The 19,310-nt window shown below is 40.4% G+C and carries 18 protein-coding genes; 9 read left to right on the top strand and 9 right to left on the bottom strand.

Features of this window, described 5'->3' with window-relative positions; all coding sequences use genetic code 11:
• Nucleotides 1-110: 110 nt before the first annotated feature.
• Nucleotides 111-1,163, bottom strand: coding sequence for an aldo/keto reductase (locus H6G69_RS09935; RefSeq protein ID WP_190685300.1), 1,053 nt, complete (start codon nt 1,161-1,163; stop codon nt 111-113).
• Nucleotides 1,164-1,273: 110 nt separating this feature from the next.
• The gene (locus tag H6G69_RS09930) at nt 1,274-2,188 is read right to left on the bottom strand and encodes a helix-turn-helix domain-containing protein (protein WP_397326907.1); all 915 of its coding nucleotides are present in this window, start codon (nt 2,186-2,188) and stop codon (nt 1,274-1,276) included.
• Between the two features lie 73 nt (nt 2,189-2,261).
• On the opposite strand from H6G69_RS09930, the gene H6G69_RS09925 reads away from it, so the two are divergent.
• On the top strand, nt 2,262-2,675 hold the full coding sequence (locus tag H6G69_RS09925; RefSeq protein WP_190685297.1) for a thiol-disulfide oxidoreductase DCC family protein: 414 nt from the start codon (nt 2,262-2,264) through the stop codon (nt 2,673-2,675).
• 39 nt (nt 2,676-2,714) lie between these two features.
• The gene (locus H6G69_RS09920) at nt 2,715-3,572 is read left to right on the top strand and encodes a Uma2 family endonuclease (protein WP_190685295.1); all 858 of its coding nucleotides are present in this window, start codon (nt 2,715-2,717) and stop codon (nt 3,570-3,572) included.
• A 242-nt stretch (nt 3,573-3,814) separates the two neighbouring features.
• Here the strand turns inward: H6G69_RS09920 and H6G69_RS09915 are convergent, their stop codons facing one another.
• Nucleotides 3,815-4,246: a hypothetical protein gene (locus H6G69_RS09915; protein WP_190685292.1), complete on the bottom strand. Its 432-nt coding sequence runs from the start codon at nt 4,244-4,246 to the stop codon at nt 3,815-3,817.
• Between the two features lie 400 nt (nt 4,247-4,646).
• Here H6G69_RS09915 and psbQ point away from each other — a divergent pair, with 400 nt between their 5' ends.
• The 7 genes from psbQ (at nt 4,647) to H6G69_RS09880 (ending at nt 12,903) form a co-directional block, all read left to right on the top strand.
• The gene (psbQ, locus tag H6G69_RS09910) at nt 4,647-5,111 is read left to right on the top strand and encodes a photosystem II protein PsbQ (RefSeq protein WP_190685289.1); all 465 of its coding nucleotides are present in this window, start codon (nt 4,647-4,649) and stop codon (nt 5,109-5,111) included.
• Nucleotides 5,112-5,237: 126 nt separating this feature from the next.
• Entirely contained in the window at nt 5,238-6,311 is a 1,074-nt protein-coding gene (locus H6G69_RS09905) for an FAD-binding oxidoreductase (protein WP_190685286.1), read from the top strand.
• A 67-nt stretch (nt 6,312-6,378) separates the two neighbouring features.
• A complete protein-coding gene (locus H6G69_RS09900; protein WP_190685283.1) occupies nt 6,379-7,227 on the top strand; it encodes an alpha/beta fold hydrolase in 849 nt (282 codons plus the stop codon).
• Between the two features lie 192 nt (nt 7,228-7,419).
• Nucleotides 7,420-8,004: a protoporphyrinogen oxidase HemJ gene (gene hemJ / locus H6G69_RS09895; RefSeq protein WP_190685281.1), complete on the top strand. Its 585-nt coding sequence runs from the start codon at nt 7,420-7,422 to the stop codon at nt 8,002-8,004.
• Nucleotides 8,005-8,323: 319 nt separating this feature from the next.
• Nucleotides 8,324-9,187, top strand: a complete 864-nt coding sequence (locus tag H6G69_RS09890; protein WP_190685278.1) for a DUF6671 family protein — start codon at nt 8,324-8,326, stop codon at nt 9,185-9,187.
• 312 nt (nt 9,188-9,499) lie between these two features.
• A complete protein-coding gene (locus H6G69_RS09885; protein WP_190685275.1) occupies nt 9,500-12,025 on the top strand; it encodes a sigma 54-interacting transcriptional regulator in 2,526 nt (841 codons plus the stop codon).
• Nucleotides 12,026-12,192: 167 nt separating this feature from the next.
• Nucleotides 12,193-12,903 carry a sugar transferase gene (locus H6G69_RS09880; RefSeq protein ID WP_190685273.1) on the top strand — a complete coding sequence of 237 codons (711 nt, stop codon included), beginning with the start codon at nt 12,193-12,195 and terminating at the stop codon, nt 12,901-12,903.
• Between the two features lie 12 nt (nt 12,904-12,915).
• On the opposite strand, the gene H6G69_RS09875 is transcribed toward H6G69_RS09880, so the two are convergent.
• From H6G69_RS09875 to H6G69_RS09850, 6 genes are all read right to left on the bottom strand, one after another.
• The gene (locus H6G69_RS09875) at nt 12,916-13,755 is read right to left on the bottom strand and encodes a carbohydrate ABC transporter permease (RefSeq protein WP_190685270.1); all 840 of its coding nucleotides are present in this window, start codon (nt 13,753-13,755) and stop codon (nt 12,916-12,918) included.
• Nucleotides 13,756-13,760: 5 nt separating this feature from the next.
• Nucleotides 13,761-14,378 carry a 5-formyltetrahydrofolate cyclo-ligase gene (locus H6G69_RS09870; protein WP_190685266.1) on the bottom strand — a complete coding sequence of 206 codons (618 nt, stop codon included), beginning with the start codon at nt 14,376-14,378 and terminating at the stop codon, nt 13,761-13,763.
• Nucleotides 14,379-14,441: 63 nt separating this feature from the next.
• Nucleotides 14,442-15,386, bottom strand: a complete 945-nt coding sequence (locus H6G69_RS09865; RefSeq protein ID WP_190685264.1) for a GDP-L-fucose synthase — start codon at nt 15,384-15,386, stop codon at nt 14,442-14,444.
• 23 nt (nt 15,387-15,409) lie between these two features.
• Nucleotides 15,410-16,489, bottom strand: a complete 1,080-nt coding sequence (gene gmd, locus H6G69_RS09860) for a GDP-mannose 4,6-dehydratase (RefSeq protein WP_190685261.1) — start codon at nt 16,487-16,489, stop codon at nt 15,410-15,412.
• Nucleotides 16,490-17,046: 557 nt separating this feature from the next.
• The gene (locus H6G69_RS09855; RefSeq protein WP_190685365.1) at nt 17,047-17,805 is read right to left on the bottom strand and encodes a sugar transferase; all 759 of its coding nucleotides are present in this window, start codon (nt 17,803-17,805) and stop codon (nt 17,047-17,049) included.
• A gap of 113 nt (nt 17,806-17,918) precedes the next feature.
• Nucleotides 17,919-19,061, bottom strand: coding sequence for a glycosyltransferase (locus H6G69_RS09850; RefSeq protein ID WP_190685258.1), 1,143 nt, complete (start codon nt 19,059-19,061; stop codon nt 17,919-17,921).
• Nucleotides 19,062-19,310 lie beyond the last annotated feature (249 nt).

Below are 19,310 nucleotides of genomic sequence, written 5' to 3'. Positions count from 1 at the left end.
ACACTATGAGTCTACAAAAAGTTGTTTAGGATGCGAAACTTCCTGAAGATAGATGGTTTTTAGATGTTAATGAATTAATATCTCAATCATTCGGCGATATTCTCCGTAATTCACAGATGATGATTGTCGATAGTGTTATATGTGCCACCAAATAAGCGATCGCGCACCACATCACCTTGTAAAAAGTCATGGGGAAAACCAAGTTCAATTTGGCTGACTTCATGCAGTTTTTGTAAATGTTCTGGTGACAAGGCGATATCTAAACAAGCTAAATTATCTTGAAATTGGCTGAGTTTGCGTGCGCCGACAATGGGAATAATTACACCGCTTTGGGCGCGTAACCAAGCTAATGCTACTTGCGAAGGAGAACGACCAATTTCAGCAGCGACTTGAATCACAACTTCTGCTATTGCTAAACTACGTTCTGAAACATTACCCGTTCCTGGTTTTGTCAATCTACCTTGTTCTTCTCCTGGTTGTAAAGGCTGGTTGTATTTACCCGTAAGTACGCCAGACGCTAACGGCGACCAGGGAGTGATGGCTAAGTCAAAAGCTTTTGCCATCGGAATTAAATCTCTTTCTGGTGTGCGTTGAATCAAGTTATATTCAATCTGTAAAGCTACAAACTGCGTCCAACCTTGATATTGGGCGATAGTATTAGCTTGAGAAACAATCCACGCAGCTGCATCAGAGATACCGATATATAAAACTTTACCTTGACGCACCACATCATCAAGCGATCGCATCACCTCCTCAATCGGAGTTGTGAAATCCCACGCGTGTAACCAAAATAAATCTACATAATCTGTATTTAGCCTTTTTAAGCTCCCTTCTAAAGACTGAATCAAATTTTTGCGATGGTTGCCACTAGCATTAGGATCGCCCTTTTTCTCTCCCATACGTAGGGGAAAAGAATATTTAGTGGCCACAACAAAGCGTTCCCTGTCTTTGGCGATGAAATCACCAACAATTTTTTCACTGCTACCATCGGTGTAACCATTGGCGGTGTCAATAAAATTTCCGCCTGCTTCTGCAAAAGTATCAAAAATTTTCCGGCTTTCATCCACAGAAGCACCCCAACCCCAGTCTTCACCAAAGGTCATAGTTCCCAAGCAGAGTTCCGAGACTCTTAACCCGCTTTTGCCCAAGAGTTTGTATCTCATAGATGACTTTTCCACTGGTTGACTTGAGTTTACCGAGAGCTGGCTATTTCTGTCTTTGCGATTTATTGCTGAATATATTTAAATCTTGCTATTCTCCTTTCCCCACTCCATCAGATTTTCACCTGTTCTCGATATAGCTTGGGTGTGATACCCATGAATTTGCGAAAGACATTGGTAAAATGACTTTGACTTTGAAAGCCAACTTGCTCAGATATTTGTTCAATAGTTTTTTCGCTGCCAATCAAGAGCTTTTTCGCCTTAGCAATACGGCAATTCATCACATATTGATGTGGTGCAAAACCAGTAGATTGTTTAAATAGGCGGGAGAAATGATACATACTCATACCTACGACGGTGGCAATCTCAGATAATGTCAAATCTTGTTCTAGATTGTCTTGGATATATGAAATTACTTGGCGCAACTTTCTGGGAGAAAGACCTTTTTGATTAGAGAATAGCAAAACTTTGTCGCTGGCTACCGAGTGATTTTTCAGTAGGTGAATACAGAGTGTAGTTTTTAACGACTCAATATACATTTGACTGCCTACACCATCAGATTCTAATTCAGATTTAAGTGCTAGAGCAATTTGCTGAATTAATGGTTCAGGTGAAGCAAAATGGGGTTTTAATTCCACACCTTGTAAATCAACAGATTCTAATATAATCCGATTTAAAAAAGCAGGTTCTAAAGTCAGAAGTAAAAATTGAGTTTCAGATGTCCAACGACAAATATGATGGCTATGAGCCGGAATAATTGCTACATCACCATTGACGATATCTTCTTTTTGAAAGTGACCGTCTAAAATTCGTTCTGCTCTGATCACATGATTATCTAAATTAACCGAGATGATGTGTTGTTGTGGTGAATGTTCGGGAGTTTCATGAGCAGGTTGTTGATGGATATCTAAACGAACGCTATCCCATTTAGCATGGTAACTAGATTTGATATGCGATCGCGGCAGAACTTCTGCACAAGCATCTTCTTGAGTAAAATCAAGATTTAAGATTTTCTCTTCCAGCATCATTCTCACCGCAGAGATAAATAATTGATGTGTAACGCTATACTTAAACCGTAATACAAAAAGAGGTGCTATTTCAATGAGTTACTATGTAATATACGACGGAAATTGTAATCTCTGCGTTACTTTAGTAAAATTTTTAGAAACATTAGACCAAGGTAGGATGTTTCTTTACGCTTCTATGCAAGATGAGCAGACACTAGCTCAGTGGAACATCACATCGCAAGATTGTCAACAAGGAATGATATTAATTGATGCGAATGCCCCTGAACGACGTTGGCAAGGGAGTGATGCAGCCGAAGAAATTGGCAAGTTATTACCACTGGGCAGTTTATTTGTGGATGCTTACCGCGCTATACCGGGGATGAAGTGGGCAGGCGATAGGTTTTACGAACAAATCCGCGACAATCGTTATACTCTGTTTGGCAAACGTGATACTACCTATCAATCAACATACTGCGTGGATGGTGGCTGCAAAGTTGGTCATGATTAGTATATACACAAGTTTTGACAGTCTACTTTAGGGGTTGGTATGACAATAAGTAAGCCAGATTTAGAAATCACATCCCAAACGACTGATATTGTAGATGATATTGCGGACTGGCAACCCCCCATGCCACCCACAGATTTAATATTTGATGATGGAGAACCTTTGGAGTCAAATCGTCACCGTATTGCCATGAATGTCTTAATTCGGTCATTACAGCAAGCTTGGGCTGACCGAAATGACTTTTACACAGGTGGCAATATGTTCATCTACTACAGCAGTACCCAAGCACGTAACAATGATTTTCGTGGCCCTGATTTTTTCGCTGTACTCAATGTTGATGGCACTATCCCCAGACAAGGTTGGGTCGTTTGGGAAGAAAACGGCCGTTACCCAGATGTCATTGTCGAATTAATGTCACCATCTACGGCGCGGGTTGATAAAGTGACCAAAAAAGAAATTTATCAACAAACCTTCCGCACCCCAGATTACTTTGTCTATGACCCCTTTGACCCAAATTCCTTACAAGGCTGGCATTTAGATGCCAATCAAAATTATCAGCCCCTAACAGCAAATGAACGCGGCTGGCTATGGTGTCAGCGTTTAGGCTTATGGCTGGGAACTTGGGAAGGCACAGTAGACAGAGAAACAGCCATTTGGCTGCGGTTTTATGATACTGATGGTAATCTTGTCCCTCTACCAGAAGAAGCCGCCCAAGCCCAGGCTGAGGCTGCACAGGCACAAGCTGAAACTGCACAGGCACAAGCTGAAGCTGCACAGGCACAAGCTGAAGCTGCACAGGCACAAGCTGAGGCTGCACAGGCACAAGCCCAAGCCGCCCAAGCACGCGCTGAACGGTTAGCCGCCCGCTTACGAGAATTAGGCGAAGATCCTGATGCTTAGTCATACAGCGTTTTTCATTTGTGTGTAGTACACCTTTTAAGGGAAGAGGCATTTAGGCTAGAAAAATGTACCTTATTTAGATGAAATATGCCATAAGTGCTGAAAGTTATGCGTCTGAAGGTTAAAGAATCAAATTTCACACTTCAATACTTCATACTTCACACTTCACACTTCACACTTCACACTTCATACTTCATACTTCTCATTAAACAGTTCATACTTCACACTTCACACTTCACACTTCACACTTCATACTTCTCATTAAACAGTTCTAAAATCTGCCGACAAAATTGTTTGAGTTGTTCGCCAATTTGTGCAGAGGGGAGAGACTCACCCACAAAATTCCAGTTTTCCACTGTCGAAAGTCGCCACGCCTCGCCGCGATGATCAAATCCCGCTACTTCTATACCAATTGCTCGACGTAAGTTTGTTATTGGATCTTGATGAAAGCGGATTTGAATCAAAACACTCCGACTCCGCCAGGATTTGCTGATTCCAGGAAAGTGAAAGCCAATGTCTATAGAATCTGGATCAACTAATTCTCTGGTTTCTGGGTCATTCTTCCAAGGTTTCAAATCCGATTTGGCATCGGGGAACTGGAGTTTGAATAAATTAACTACCGTAGCAATCTTGCTGGCGAGTTCAAGGTTAGTTGCCTGTTCAGCTGCGTTCACGAAAAAACACTCCTAAATAGTTGAGTCAGCTAAGGGGAATGCGACGACAGAAAACCGCCAGAAGGTTTATCTTGTTAGTGTTTCAGCTTATCAAGACGTTTTAAATTTCGCAACTATCAAATGACCTTTTCTTAACAATTGACTAAATGTGAAGTCTGAAGTGTGTAGACCTGAAGGGGCTTGCCGCAGGCTAGTATGAAGTATGAAACTTTAGATATTATGAGCAATTATACTTAAAAATTTAGGAAAGTGTTTGAGACTGTACCCTTGTTCAACAATGGTCTAGAAAAAATCTGAGAATTTTCCGCAAAATCATCTACTTGCGAGAACGAGAAATTACCTTGGCGATCTAAAATTACACTGTTAGCTGGCAAACGTTAAAAAAAGTTAAGTTCAGTTTATGGCGCGTCAACGCTCAATTTTCTCAATCATTCTGGTATTATTGGCTACATTTCTTATTAGTTGTGGTGGCCCTGGGGTCGCAGTTGCCCCTCCAACTTATACAACAGATCAAATTGCCCAAATTCAGGAATATCTGCCTGAAGTTCAGACTGTGCGCGCTCGCGCAGAAGAACTCCAAAACCTCATCGAAAAAAATGAGTGGATTAAGGTGGGTAACTTTATTCATGGCCCAATGGCAGAAGCTAGGCTGACCATGACTTACATCACTCCCCATCTTTTACCCAAAGACCAAACCGCAGCCCGTCAAATCACCAAAGATTTACTGAACCACTTGGTTAAAGTTGATCAAGCGGCTACTAATGGCAATAGTTTAGTTGCCTTAAGTAACTACAAAGCTGCCTTTACAGATGTTGACAAATTCCTCCAACTATTACCTGAAGGTAGCAAACAAGCAGACTCTTAGGGATTGCTGAATGATAAGTTATGAGTTAGAAGAAAAAGGCTGAAGTTTGAAGTCTGAAATTAAAAAACCTTTTGACTTTTGACTTCCGCTTGCGGTTCTAACTCATAACTCCTCAATATCCCAGCAATGAGTCATGTAATTATTATCGGTTGTGGTGTCATTGGAGCCGCGATCGCCTATGAACTGAGTCAAGTAACAGGGTTGCAAATTACCGTTATTGACCAAAACCAACCCGCACAAGCTTCTACAGGTGCAGCCCTTGGCGTTTTGATGGGTGCTATTAGTCAAAAAATCAAGGGTAAAGCTTGGCGGCTAAGACAAACCAGCATTGAACGCTACGAAACCTTAATCCCCGAACTAGAAGCATTAACCGGGCGGAAAATCCCCTTCAACCGTCAAGGTATTCTTCATTTGTCTTGGGAAGAGGAAAATTTTGAGAATTGGGAAAAACTAGTAGAAATTCGCGCCTCCCAAGGTTGGAATCTGGAAATTTGGGACAGGGCGAAACTCAAAAGTATGTGTCCCCAAGTCAATAATGAGAAAATTACTGGCGCAGTTTATTCACCTCAAGACCGTCAACTCGACCCCACAGCTTTAACCTTAGCCCTAGTAGCCGCCGCCCAAAAAAAAGGCGTAACTTGTCAATTTGGTGTGAATGTTGTCAATATCTCACCGACATCAGTTGAAACGACAGCAGGAAAAATCGATGCTGATTGGGTGATAGTGGCGGCTGGACTTGGTTCTACACTTCTAACCGACAAGTTAAACCAAAAAGTTGATATCCGCCCCGTTCTCGGACAAGCATTACAAGTACATTTAGCAAATCCCATTGGGAATCCTGAGTTTCAGCCGATGATTACCTGTAATGATGTGCATATCGTCCCTGTAGGTGGTGGCGATTATTGGATAGGCGCAACGGTGGAGTTTCCCAGTGATGGCGATGAAATCCCTCCTAATCATGAATTATTAGAGGATGTTCAACAACAAGCGATCGCCTTTTGTCCAGAACTCGCCGCAGCGACTATCACTCGCACTTGGTCAGGATTACGCCCCCGCCCGGAAGGTCGCCCCGCACCCATCATTGAAAAACTCCCAGGATTTAACAATATCCTCCTCGCCACCGGACATTATCGTAACGGTGTGTTACTAGCCCCTGCAACAGCTTATGCGATTCGTGAGATGATTACTTCTCAGGATTAGCAATAAAAATTTCCTTTGCGCCTTTGCGTCTTTGCGTGAGAAAATACAAAACCTGTAGGAAAGTAGCGTGGCTGTAACAGAAAATAAAGTAAAAATTGATTCTTTAGAGTGGTTTTATCGGGAAGCAGAACCGATTGGACAAAGTGATTTATTACCTGTAATCTTGCTGCATGGAATAGTCTCGCAAAGTTACAGTTGGCGTAATATTCTACCTGCTTTAGCTAGTCAAGGAACAAGAGCGATCGCACCAGATTGGATTGGCTATGGCTTTTCTTCTATGCCAGAAAAACGCGATTTTGCCTACACACCCGATGCATTTATTACAGCTTTAGAAAAATTTATTCAAACCATCAAACTCGAAAAATTTTCTTTAGTTGTCCAAGGATTTTTAGGTTCTGTTGGCTTACAATATGCCGTGCGTCATCCCGAACAAATTGCCAATATTGCTATTTTAAATGCACCGATTTCTACCGATGCTAAATTACCTTGGAAAATTCAACAAATGGGTTTACCATTAGCAGGCGAAATAATGACTCAAGACCCTTTATTAGTTGACCGTACCCTAGAAGGTGGTAGCCGTTATCGTATCGAAGATAAAGATTTAGATGTGTATCGCCGACCTTTTTTGAAAACATCTGCAGCTGGTAGAGGATTATTATCAACAATTCGCAATTTACAACTCCCTCAAGCAACGGCAGAAATTACATCTGGCTTTCAAAAATGGGAACAGCCAATTTTAATTCAATGGGGGATGATTGACCCTTGGTTATCTTTAGATATAGCACAAAAATTTAGTGATTCCGTACCCAATGCAGAATTAATAAAACTTAATAACGTTGGTCATTACGCCCAAGAACATTATCACCAGACAATTTTAGAAGATTTATTACCCTTCGTCAGACGTGTAAATCATTAGGCAGAAATAAATTTTGTCAAAATCGATATTATAAAAAGTGAAACCATAAATAAACACAGGTAAATTATCTGTGTTTAATAAATAGCTCATTAGATGATTCAGCACAGTTTCTAATGCTATCGTAAGCAAATGAAGAGATTTTTCTGATGACTTACGATCTCATTAAAGCCACCTTAATGGAGATGATAATTCATGGCTTATTCTTGGTTTAAAGCATTTCATATTATTGGCATTGTAGTTTGGTTTGCTGGCCTATTTTATCTGGTGCGTTTGTTTATTTACCATGTTGAAGCTGAACAAGAACCAGAACCAGCACGTACGATACTGAAAAAGCAGTATCAAATTATGGAACTACGTCTTTATCGTATCATCACTACTCCAGGAATGTTAGTCACAGTAGCGATGGCGATAGGTTTAGTGAGTACCGAACCAGAAGTTTTAAAACAGGGTTGGCTACACTTCAAACTACTATTTGTCGCAATTTTATTGGCTTATCATCATTACTGTGGTCGCTTGATGAAAAAGTTAGCTAATGATGAATGTCGTTGGACTGGTCAACAGTTACGTGCTTTAAACGAAGCACCTACAGTTATGTTGGTGGTGATTGTCTTATTAGCTATATTTAAAGACAATCTACCCACAGATATTACAGCTTGGGGAATTTTTGGTTTGATTATTTTTATGGCGGTGACTATTCAGCTATACGCCAAAAAACGCAAGCGTGACAAAGAAAAATTGATGGCACAAATTAGCCAAGTTCCTCAAGAACAAAGTTAATTGAAGAATTCAGGAGTCAGCATCAGTCAGGTGTTCACTTACGGCAACTAATTGAAGACCAACAAATCTACGATACACTTGGAAGTATTAAACCAAGTTATTCATCAGCCATTCGTACAAAATTCAGCATAAATTCTGACTGCTGACTCCTGAATTCTTTTCGATAAATGAGGTACATAATCGGAGAATTAAATATCGAAATCTTCTTTCTCCTGCCTCATAACCAATTAATTTGTACTTCAGACAAATCAAAACTGCTGTAATTCACGCTACTGTTAATATTGTAATTTTCATTAATTTTGATATACCTAACTCTACAATGCAAATTCAGCAATTATTTAGCCAACGAGTAGGTGTAATTGCGACAATGCACCAAAAAGAAAAGGTTATTGCGCCATTATTAGAACAAGAATTAGAAATTAAAACTATAGTACCGCCTGATTTTAACACTGATGTTTTTGGGACATTTACAAGAGAAATAAAACGTCCTGGAACACAAATTGCAGCAGCAAAGTTAAAAGCTGAAACCGCCTTAAAATTAACAGGAGAAACTTTAGCAATTGCCAGCGAAGGTAGTTTTGTACCACATCCACTTGTACCATATATTTACTCTAACCGAGAAATAGTAATTCTCGTAGATAAACAAAATGAAATAGAAATTATTGGTGAAGAATTTTCCCTGGAAACGAACTTTAATCATCAGATAGTTGATAATCTTCAAGAAGCCTATGATTTTGCTGCGAAAATTGGCTTTCCTGAACATGGTTTAGTAATTTATTGGGAAGATAAATCCACGCAAAACAGAAAAATAATTAAAGGGATTACGACAGAAGCAAAATTCCAAGCAACCATCAACATAGCCCTAAAAAATTCTGTCAATGGCAAAGTTAACCTAGAAACAGATATGCGAGCGCTTTATAATCCCACCCGGATGCAGAATATTGCCAAAGCCACTTTCAACTTATTAACTAAAATTAAAAGCCTCTGTCCAAATTGTTCTGCACCTGGTTTTGCTATCACGGAAAAAATTGCCGGACTACCATGTGGTATGTGTTCTATGCCCACTAGTTTAACACTTGCAGTAATTTATCAATGTCAAAAATGTGGTTTTAAGCAAGAAAAATTATTTACTGAGCATGGAGAATTTGCTGATCCTGCACAATGTAATTACTGTAACCCTTAATTATGAAAAAAGCCCCAGTGCATATAAAAGCAAAAGGGCTGAAAGTATGGTGTGAGGAGCAAACTACTTGTTTACTTCTAGATAAGCTAACAAGCTAATGTGACAGTAATATCACATTCCCATGAAAATTATGCGATCGCAAATAATTCTAGCTACGGCTAAAAAATATCGCCGCCAACACAATCAAGCCTAAAAGCACCACAGGAACCCAAAGATTAGGTACATCTGACAAACTCATCACACAATGTTTTTGACATTCCAATCAGGGATAATTCCATTTATACAGTAAGCAGGCTGCACGGAAAACCCACAATGACATTACAAGAAACAGTCATTTGGCTACAAGAGCGTACAACTTTAGGAATTCTCTCATCAGCGGCGTTGAATGCGATCGCTGAAGCTTTAGGAGAAAAAGTTGTTCCCCAAGGCAGTAATTTAGTGAGCGCGGGTACTTCCCCAGAGGCTCTTTATATCCTCAAAGATGGTCAAATAGAAAGCGGCACGAGCTATAAAAGTAAATTTACTCCCATTTTCGGCATTCTTCCAGGGGCAGTAATTAACCTTAAAGAACTGCTATTAGAGGAATTCACATTATCCACAATCTTCGCGCTGACCGAATGTCATGTCTGGGTGATTCCTGCTACTAAATTTCGCACCTTAGTTGGTCAATATCCAGAAATTACTCAGGTATTATCTCGTACCTTAGCCCAAGAATTAGCCCAAGTCACATCAGCTTTAACATACGAACAAGAACGCTCTGTCGCTTTACGTCCTTATTTAGTTACCAAAGCCCAACGGGGTATTGTCGGTACAAGTCGTTATGCAGTACGTTTACGCGAACAAATACGAGAAGCCGCAGCTGATAACAAATCAGTAGAGATATTTGGCGAACCGGGCTTAGAAAAAGATAATATTGCTGCTTTGATTCACTACAGTTCGCCTAAACGCCGGGAACCCATCATTAAAATTAATTGTGGTATCCTCCAAACTAGCGGCATAGACCTATTTGGTCGTGCTGGTGGTAAACCTGGTCTGTTGGAATGGCTGGGAGAAGGTACTTTAGTACTCAACAATATCCAAGAATTGCCACCAGAGTTACTACCAGCAATGGTACAGTTCATCAAAACCGGTAGCTATACCCCTGTAGCTCGTGCAGGAGAACCTACAGTTGAACCTCTCATTAGCCCAGCCCGAATTTTGCTGGTTTCGGAAAAAACTGAATCTAAAATTGAGCGTTGTGTGGGTCGTGTAATTAAAGTACCACCTTTGCGCGTGCGAAAAGCTGACATCAAAGTACAGGTAGAATATTACATCAGTCTTTACGTGCGATCGCGCGGTATCTCCAAACCCTATGTCACCCCAGAAGCTTTACGTCGCTTGCAGTCTTATGATTTCCCTGGCAACCTTAAAGAATTGAAAAATTTAGTTGAACGGGCAATTGTGCAAGCCGGAGAAAGACAAGAATTAACAGAAGAAATCTTTTGGTCAGCCCAAACCAAGAAAAAAGAATTTCGGCTTAATTTGCTCAATGCTTATCCTAAACTACGCAAGTTTTTACGCAGTGACTGGTGGCCAGACCGAATTAACTATGGTTTTACGGTAGTAGCTTTTGCCTTGATTGTGGGTGTGTTATTTATAGGGCCGCAAACCCGCGATCGCAATTTTGCTTTAAATTTATTTTGGGCTTGGTGGTGGCCTTTCTTTTTATTCATCTTTCCCTTTTTAGGTCGCGTATGGTGTGCCGTTTGTCCTTTCATGATTTACGGCGAAATTACCCAAAAATTATCTCTGTGGTTATTTCCTCGCCAACTCAAACGCTGGCCACGAGAAAAAGCTGAAAAATGGGGTGGATGGTTTGTATTTGGCTTATTTACTTTAATTTTCTTGTGGGAAGAACTCTGGCACTTAGAAAACACAGCTTACTTGTCAGCTTGTTTGCTGTTGTTAATTACCGCCGGGGCAATGATTTTTTCAGCTATATTTGAACGGCGGTTTTGGTGTCGCTATCTCTGTCCTATTGGTGGGATGAATGGTTTATTCGCTAAACTGTCGATGACCGAACTCCGTGCGCAGCAAGGCATTTGTTCTGCTACCTGTACTACTTATCAGTGTTACAAAGGTGGGCCGCAAAAAGGCGAAGGTCTGGAAACTAATGGCTGTCCTTTATATTCTCATCCTGCCCAGCTAGAAGACAATCGAGATTGTGTCTTGTGTATGACCTGTTTAAAAGCCTGTCCCCACCGTTCTGTTGAGTTTAACTTGCGTCCGCCAGGTGTGGAATTATGGACAACCCATGTGCCGCGCCAGTATGAAGTGGCATTATTATTTTTACTCTGGGGTGGTGTATATCTGCATCGTTTACCAGAACTACAAACATTGTTAGGTTTAAATCTGGATTTAACTCAATTTGGTCAGCATTTAGGATTATCATTGCTAGTTTTGCTGTTTCCCATTGCCATAGCTTGGTTAGCATACAACTTGCTCAAACTATTTAATTTTTCTAAAAAACCTAAATCATTCATAGAACTTGCTTATGGCTACTTACCCTTGGTTTTGGGGGCAAATTTAGCTCATTACCTGCGCTTAGGTTTAGGTGAAGGTGGGCGAATTTTACCCGTGACTTTAGCCACTTTTGGCTTAAATAGCGAAAATTTGCCAGTGTTAGTAGCTCATCCAGCCGTAATTGAATTTTTACAAGGTTCGACTTTAGTTATTTCCGTATTGCTAACAATAGTACTAACGCAGAAAATAGCACGCCAGCCACTGCGATCGCTATTTTGGCAACACCTAGCAACCATCGTCTTGGCAGCTAGTCTGTGGATGCTAATTGTTTTCTAGCTGAATTACCTGTCTTCATCGATTTAACACTCAAAATTTAAAATATTCAGTTTAATTCAAAGATTAGGTAAACTTTGAACTATGGCTTTAATACATCATATATTTTTTGTTTATATTAGCACTCAGTACAGGTGCAACTCTATCTACCCCTAATCCAAAAACTCCTTATGTTGTCACTACCTACTGTTACTTCTGAGGCAGGAGGTTATGTTGTGAATAACTTAGCTGTCACGGCTCATTGGAAATCAGTTAAATCTTTACAACAACCTTTGCACTGCTCGACCTCAAGTATCACGAAAAGATTAATTGACATCCTAGGAGCGATTGTTGGGCTAGTTATTACAGCCATACTGATCATTCCCATAGCCATAGCTACCAAAATTACCGATCCTGGCCCAGTATTCTACTCCCAAGTTCGCTGCGGTATGAATGGGCAAACTTTCCGCATTTGGAAGTTCCGTTCTATGGTAGTTAATGCTGAGAAACTGAAGCACTTAGTCAAAAATCAAGCCAGCGGCCACATTTTTAAATCAGATGATGATCCCCGGATTACACCTATTGGCAAATTCCTGCGTCGGACTAGCTTAGATGAATTCCCCCAATTTTGGAATGTGTTAATGGGGGATATGAGTTTAGTTGGGACTCGTCCACCCACCCCTGATGAAGTTATGCACTATGCGCCGCACCATTGGGAGAGATTAAGAGTTAAGCCAGGAATGACGGGAGAATGGCAAGTCAATGGTCGTTCTCAAATCAAAGATTTTGAAACTATCGTTAAGATGGATATTGATTATCAAAAGAAATGGTCTATCGGCTATGACCTGATGCTAATTTGGAAAACAATTTGGGTAGTACTGCACAAAAGTGGTGCTTATTAAGATTTTTTGCTTTCAACCCTTAACACCACTACCTGTATCCGTTGGGACAATATACCTTTGTAAAAATAAAAATAATATGAGCACTGGAGCAATCGAAATAATTGAGCCAGCAGCAACTAAACGCCAATCTAAAGAAAACGTCCCTGCTAATTTTGCCACTCCCAACGGTAAGGTATATAGTTTTTCGTCTTGAATGACAATCAATGGCCACAGAAAATCACTCCAAGAACCAATAAAGACAAAAATTGCCAGAGTGACTAACGCCGGACGAACAGCAGGCAACATAATATGCCACCATAAGCCTAATTCCGAACTGCCATCCATCCGGGCGGCTTCTTCGATTTCTTTGGGGACACCCATAAAAGCTTGCCGTAGCAAAAAAATGCCAAAAGCCGAGGCTAAACTCGGAAACATCATTCCCCAATAACTGTTTACTAAGCCTAACTGAACTGTGAGAATGTATAAGGGGATCATGACAATCTGAAACGGAATCATGATTGTAGATACGATCGCAATAAAAATCCAATCTCGCCCTGGAAATGAAAGCCTAGCTAAAGGGTAAGCCGCTAAAGCACAAAAAAGTAGATTTAAACCAACAGTCAGCACAGAAACCAAAGTGCTGTTATATAAATATTGAGCAAAAGGTAAAGATTGCCAAACACTCTTAAAATTACTTAGAGTAGGTTGGCTAGGTAATAATTGTGGCGGGGATTGTAAAATATTTTCGGTGGGTGATTTCAACGCTGTACTAATTAACCACAACAATGGAAACAGCGTTAATAATGCGATCGCACTTAGTAAACTGTATGTGCTCAAAATTTGCCAACGTGAGTTTTTTATATTCAGCTTCATAAAATTTATTTGCAGAACCTTTCAACCCTATTCCCAGTTCCTTGTTCCCTACTATAAATAATGAATTTAGTTTCTGTAGCGATCGCTTGTAAAGGTATATCCCACTTTTGGCTAGGTAGTTGCGGCAAGTAAGCAAAATCAAACACTATACCTACAGTTGGTTTATTAGCCCATTCAGAAGAACCCAGTAAGCGGTCATAATATCCACCACCATAACCCAAGCGATAACCTTGGCGATCGCCAGCTACACTAGGCACAAGAATTAAATCGACTTCACGAGGATCTATTCTTGGCGCATCGGGATGTGGTTCTTTAATGCCATAGCTGTTAATTTCTACTAAGTCTCCAACTTGCCAAAGATGCCAAGATAGGGAATTACCCACGCAGCGCGGAAATCCCCATTGATATCTAGTATTTGCAAATAAAGGACTGATATCAGGTTCTTGACGAAAGCTAAAATAAGCCAGTATTGTTTTTACTTGGTTAAAGATAGCAGAAGCTTGCAATTGTTGACAGATGCGATCGCTTTTATCTCTCCACTCTGTAACAGACATTAATTGCCGTTGTTTGATTAATGTGCGGCGTAGTTTAACCTTATCTAGTTGCATATCAACTGTACCCATAAAAATTGTAGAGACGTTGCATTGCAACATCTCTACATCAAGAGAACGTCTAACCTACAGTGTTTAAGCAGCGTTTTGACGATACCAATCAATGGTATTTTTTAGCCCTTCTTTAAAGCCCACTTGCGCCGTGAAGCCAAAAGCTTGCTTGGCGCGTTCCGTATCCAAACATCTACGGGGTTGACCATTGGGTTTGTCAGTTTCCCAAACGATTTCACCGTCAAATTCCATTAGTTCGCAAATTAGGGTAATCAAATCACGAATGGAAATTTCATAGCCAGTACCTAAGTTCACTGGTTCAGAGTCATTGTAAAATTGAGTACCCATAACAATTCCCCGTGCTGCATCTTCTGAATAGAGGAATTCACGGGTAGGACTGCCATCACCCCAAACTGGGAGTTGTTTTTCTCCCTTAATTTGGGCTTCGTGGACTTTGCGAATTAAGGCGGGAATTACATGAGAACTGCTGGGGTCAAAGTTATCTTCTGGCCCGTATAAATTTACAGGTAGTAAGTAAATACCATTGAAACCATATTGCTGGCGGTAAGATTGCAACTGAACTAACAGTGCTTTTTTCGCCACACCATAAGGTGCATTCGTTTCTTCTGGGTAGCCATTCCAAAGATCATCTTCTTTAAATGGCACAGGAGTAAATTTAGGATAGGCGCAGATTGTCCCAACACAGACAAATTTTTCTACTCCAGCTTGATAGGCCGCATGAATTAGCTGGGTTCCCATAATCAAGTTGTCGTAGAACAACTCTGCGGGCTTTTCACGGTTGAGACCAATCCCACCAACGTGAGCCGCTAAGTGAATAATAATGTCTTGTTGGTCAACTGCACGCTGGCAATTTTCCCAAATCCGAATGTCGCATTCACGCGATCGCGGTATTGTAATTTTGGCACTATCAGCCCCAGCTTTACACAGATGATCTATCACCTGACGACCTAGGAATCCCGCTCCACCTGTAACGAGAATCCTTTTATTTTTCAGTTCTAAGGCAGTCATATTTTTATTTATAGCGGTGTGAATCAGAAATGGAGCGCGCCCAGTTCTTGCCGAATAGTAGCAATATCTACAGGTGTTGATGAACCATTACCATTGGGGGAAGTATGTCCCAACGCTTGTAAATCGGCTTCTACCATCAAAGAAACTAACCCTTCAAAGGTGACTGAAGGTTGCCAACCTAATTTCTGTTTTGCCTTAGTCGGATCGCCAATTAATAAGTCTACTTCTGCAGGGCGCAAGTAGCGATCGTCAAACTCTATGTAATCTTGCCAGTTAAGATTGACATAACCAAAAGCTAATTCTAAAAATTCTCGTACTGAGTGGGTTTCACCAGTGGCAATTACGTAATCATCTGGCTGTTCTTGTTGTAACATCAACCACATCGCTCTGACGTAATCTTTGGCATAGCCCCAATCACGTTTAGCATCAAGATTGCCCATGTACAATTTTTTCTGCTTACCAGCCACAATTCTCGCTACTGCTCTGGTGATTTTGCGAGTTACAAATGTTTCACCACGTCGGGGTGATTCATGGTTGAACAAAATACCGTTACAAGCAAATAAATTATAGGACTCGCGGTAATTTACTGTTTGCCAGTGAGCGTAAACCTTAGCACAAGCATAAGGACTGCGAGGATAAAACGGCGTAGTTTCGCTTTGTGGTACTGCTTGTACTAAACCATACATTTCCGAAGAACCAGCTTGGTAGAAACGTACTTCAGTACCTGTGCGGCGTTGGTAGTCCCGAATAGCTTCCAACAGACGCAGTGTACCCATACCAACTGCATCAACTGTGTACTCTGGGGAATCAAAGCTAACTCTGACGTGAGATTGTGCGCCTAAATTGTAAATTTCTGTTGGCTGAACTTCTTCCAAAATTCGTCGCAGTGTTGTACCGTCTGTCAAATCACCGTAATGAAGAAATAAGCGCACTCCCTCTTTGTGAGGATCTTCATAAATGTGATCGATGCGATCGGTGTTGAAGGTGGAAGTCCGACGAATAATTCCATGAACCTCGTAACCTTGCTCTAGTAAAAACTCACTCAAGTATGAACCATCTTGACCGGTAATACCAGTAATCAAAGCTCGCTTGATTTGCACCATGCTCAACTATTCCTTAGTTATTTTTGAATCTATACAGTTTTATTCAGTCCAACTGATACAACCTAGCAGCTAATGGCTAAATTGCCTAATGGGAAAGTTACGGGTCTTAATTAATAAAACAGATTTGCCGTCAATAAATATACTTAATAATATGTTTTTTAAAAAGTCAATATTTAGTAGACTAACGCAATTAAGTGTAATAACTTGTTGCTACTCTTTTAATCTTTGCTAAAACTTCATATAATCTGGTTTTTGTTAAAGCTAAATCGATTTTTATTTTTGCTATTTATAAACTAAACGTTATGCACAGGATGGATTTTAGACACAATTGTAAGTTAAATGATGGTTAATAATTATTTGCTTGAGGATTTTTTTATTTTTGAGTAATTAATTTTAATTATTAAGAATAATGGAAATAATGTATGTAAGTTGATTCCTGAAAAATTTTAGTGACATAAAAATTACAATATTTTTTTGAAAAAAATAATAAAGTATAAAAATTAAAAATTTTTTAGGGGTATTTACTACCCCCATAGTCAAATAACGTTGATGTTTTTTCAGTAAGCTCCGTTATTTTTAGGCATAATGACCACATCAATCGTTTTCAGTATTATCCACAGGTCAAGCCAAAAATTTCTAAATTTGACATAGTGCAAGTCTATTTGGACTCTGCGGGGGTAAGGAATATCATTACGCCCTGACACTTGCCACAATCCAGTGATTCCGGGACGAATTGTTAATACTTGGTCGATATGATTACCGTATTTTGGTAGTTCTTCTGCGACCAATGGTCGAGGCCCTACAACACTCATATCTCCCATGAGAACATTCCAAAACTGGGGAAACTCGTCCAGACTAGTAATCCGTAAGAATCTGCCAATTTTGGTAATTCTGGGGTCATGTTTGAGCTTGAAACTGCTTTCAAATTCTTGTCGCATTTGCGGTGAGGTTTCCATCATCTGCACGAGGATCTCGTCGGCGTTGCTCACCATTGTGCGGAATTTTATACAATTGAAGCGTTTGTAGTTTTTACCTACCCGTTCTTGGACATAAAAAATCGGGCCTTGTGAACTCAAAGCAATCAGCAAAGCCAAAATTAAGTAAAGCGGAAAGAACAAGACTAATACTGATAGCGAAAATCCTATATCGAACAGTCGCTTGGCAAACTCTCCGTTTAAAGCCTGAAAAGACAAACCTCTAGATTTGACTTTAGGTGTCTTTGTTTTTTTACTACGTTTTAAAAAAGTACGCGTAGACGAACTAGCGTCTTGCCGTAGGCTTCGCTTGCCGGAGAGGAGTGAGCTCTGGGCAGTCATCATACTCCTTAATAATCCACACCACACATAGTCCCAATCTTAAAGCCAAAATGAGGTGCTTCTGGAGGGAAGTTCCAAAAGCATACACAATTTCAGCACACAAATTTCGGCCATTACTCTAAGTATGGCCTGGTTTTTTGACACTGGTTGAGAAAGTTGAGATAGCTTTGGGCAAAAACTGGCGATGAAAACTTGGCAGCGTGCGATCGCAAATATTCAGGATTAAAGACATTTAGATAAGTCTCAAATTTTTCTACTGCTGCTGTCAAGGCTGCTGCTGTTTGCTCTTGAAAGAAGATACCTGTTCCTTGATCGGGATGCAATCGCACATCCTGGACTGTCTCTAAGGCTCCCCCTGCACCATAAGCAATCACTGGAGTCCCACAAGCTTGTGCTTCTACTAAAGCAATGCCAAAGTCCTCACAAGCGGCGTAAACAAATGCCCTGGCTTTTGCCATATATTGTTTTACTACATCGTCAGGCTGCCAACCCAATATTTTAATGTTAGGATTGGCTATTTTGCGAATTTTTTCCATCTCTGAACCTGTGCCAATTATTACCAATGGTAGCTGCAATTTATTAAACGCTTGGACAATTAAAGATACCTGTTTGTAACTGACTAACCGGGAAACAGTTAAGTAAAAATCCTCTTTTTGGAGAAAAAGAGGAAAGGCTTCGATATTCACAGGAGGATAAATTACTGCCGCTTCCCGTCGATAGCAACGCCAAATTCTTTTAGCTGTGTGCTGTGAATTAGCAATAAAGTAATCAACGCGATTAGCACTTAAGACATCCCACTGACGCAGCCTATGTAACAGATATCTTGTAAACCAACCTGGTAAACCACGGCCTAATTTGCTGTGATTGAGATAATCAAAAGTCAAGTCCCAAGCATAACGCATAGGACTATGGCAGTAGCAAATATGCAACTGGTCTGGAGTGGTGAGGATGCCTTTAGCTACGGCATGAGACGATGACAAAATTACGTCATATTGGCGTAAATCTAGTTGTTCAATCGCCAAAGGTAACAAGGGTAAATATTTTTGCACTCCATTACGGGCTGCCGGAAAGTGTTGCAAAAAGGTCTTACCAATTTGACGCTTGTACAAGTAACTTTCCGGGTTGCTGGATTCAAAGTCAATCAGAGCATATAAATCAGCATCAAGATGATTCAGAATTTCTTGTACAACTAGTTCTGAACCGCCAGTGGCTTTAGGTGTCAGCCACTCATGAACCAGAGCATATTTCAAGGACACAGCTAAGTTGAATAGGTGGAAAATACATTAGGCAAATTGTGAGGAAGCGTCCCAGATTCAACCCCAGACGTAATTCTGTGGCAAGAGGTTCCAGTGGGATCAGCAACCTGATAACCTCTAGGTGGGGAGTGGGGACTCATAAAGTCAAAAATCAAAAGTCAAAAGCTAAAAGACTCTTTTTTTAACTTTCGCCTTTTTACTTTTAACTTCCTAACCTCTAACCTCTCCATTAGATATAACAGGGGAATT

The organism is Nostoc sp. FACHB-110 (assembly GCF_014697425.1).
Lineage (GTDB): Bacteria > Cyanobacteriota > Cyanobacteriia > Cyanobacteriales > Nostocaceae > Nostoc_B.
Note: the sequence above shows the minus strand (reverse complement) of the source record. Positions and strands in the feature narration are given on the sequence as shown.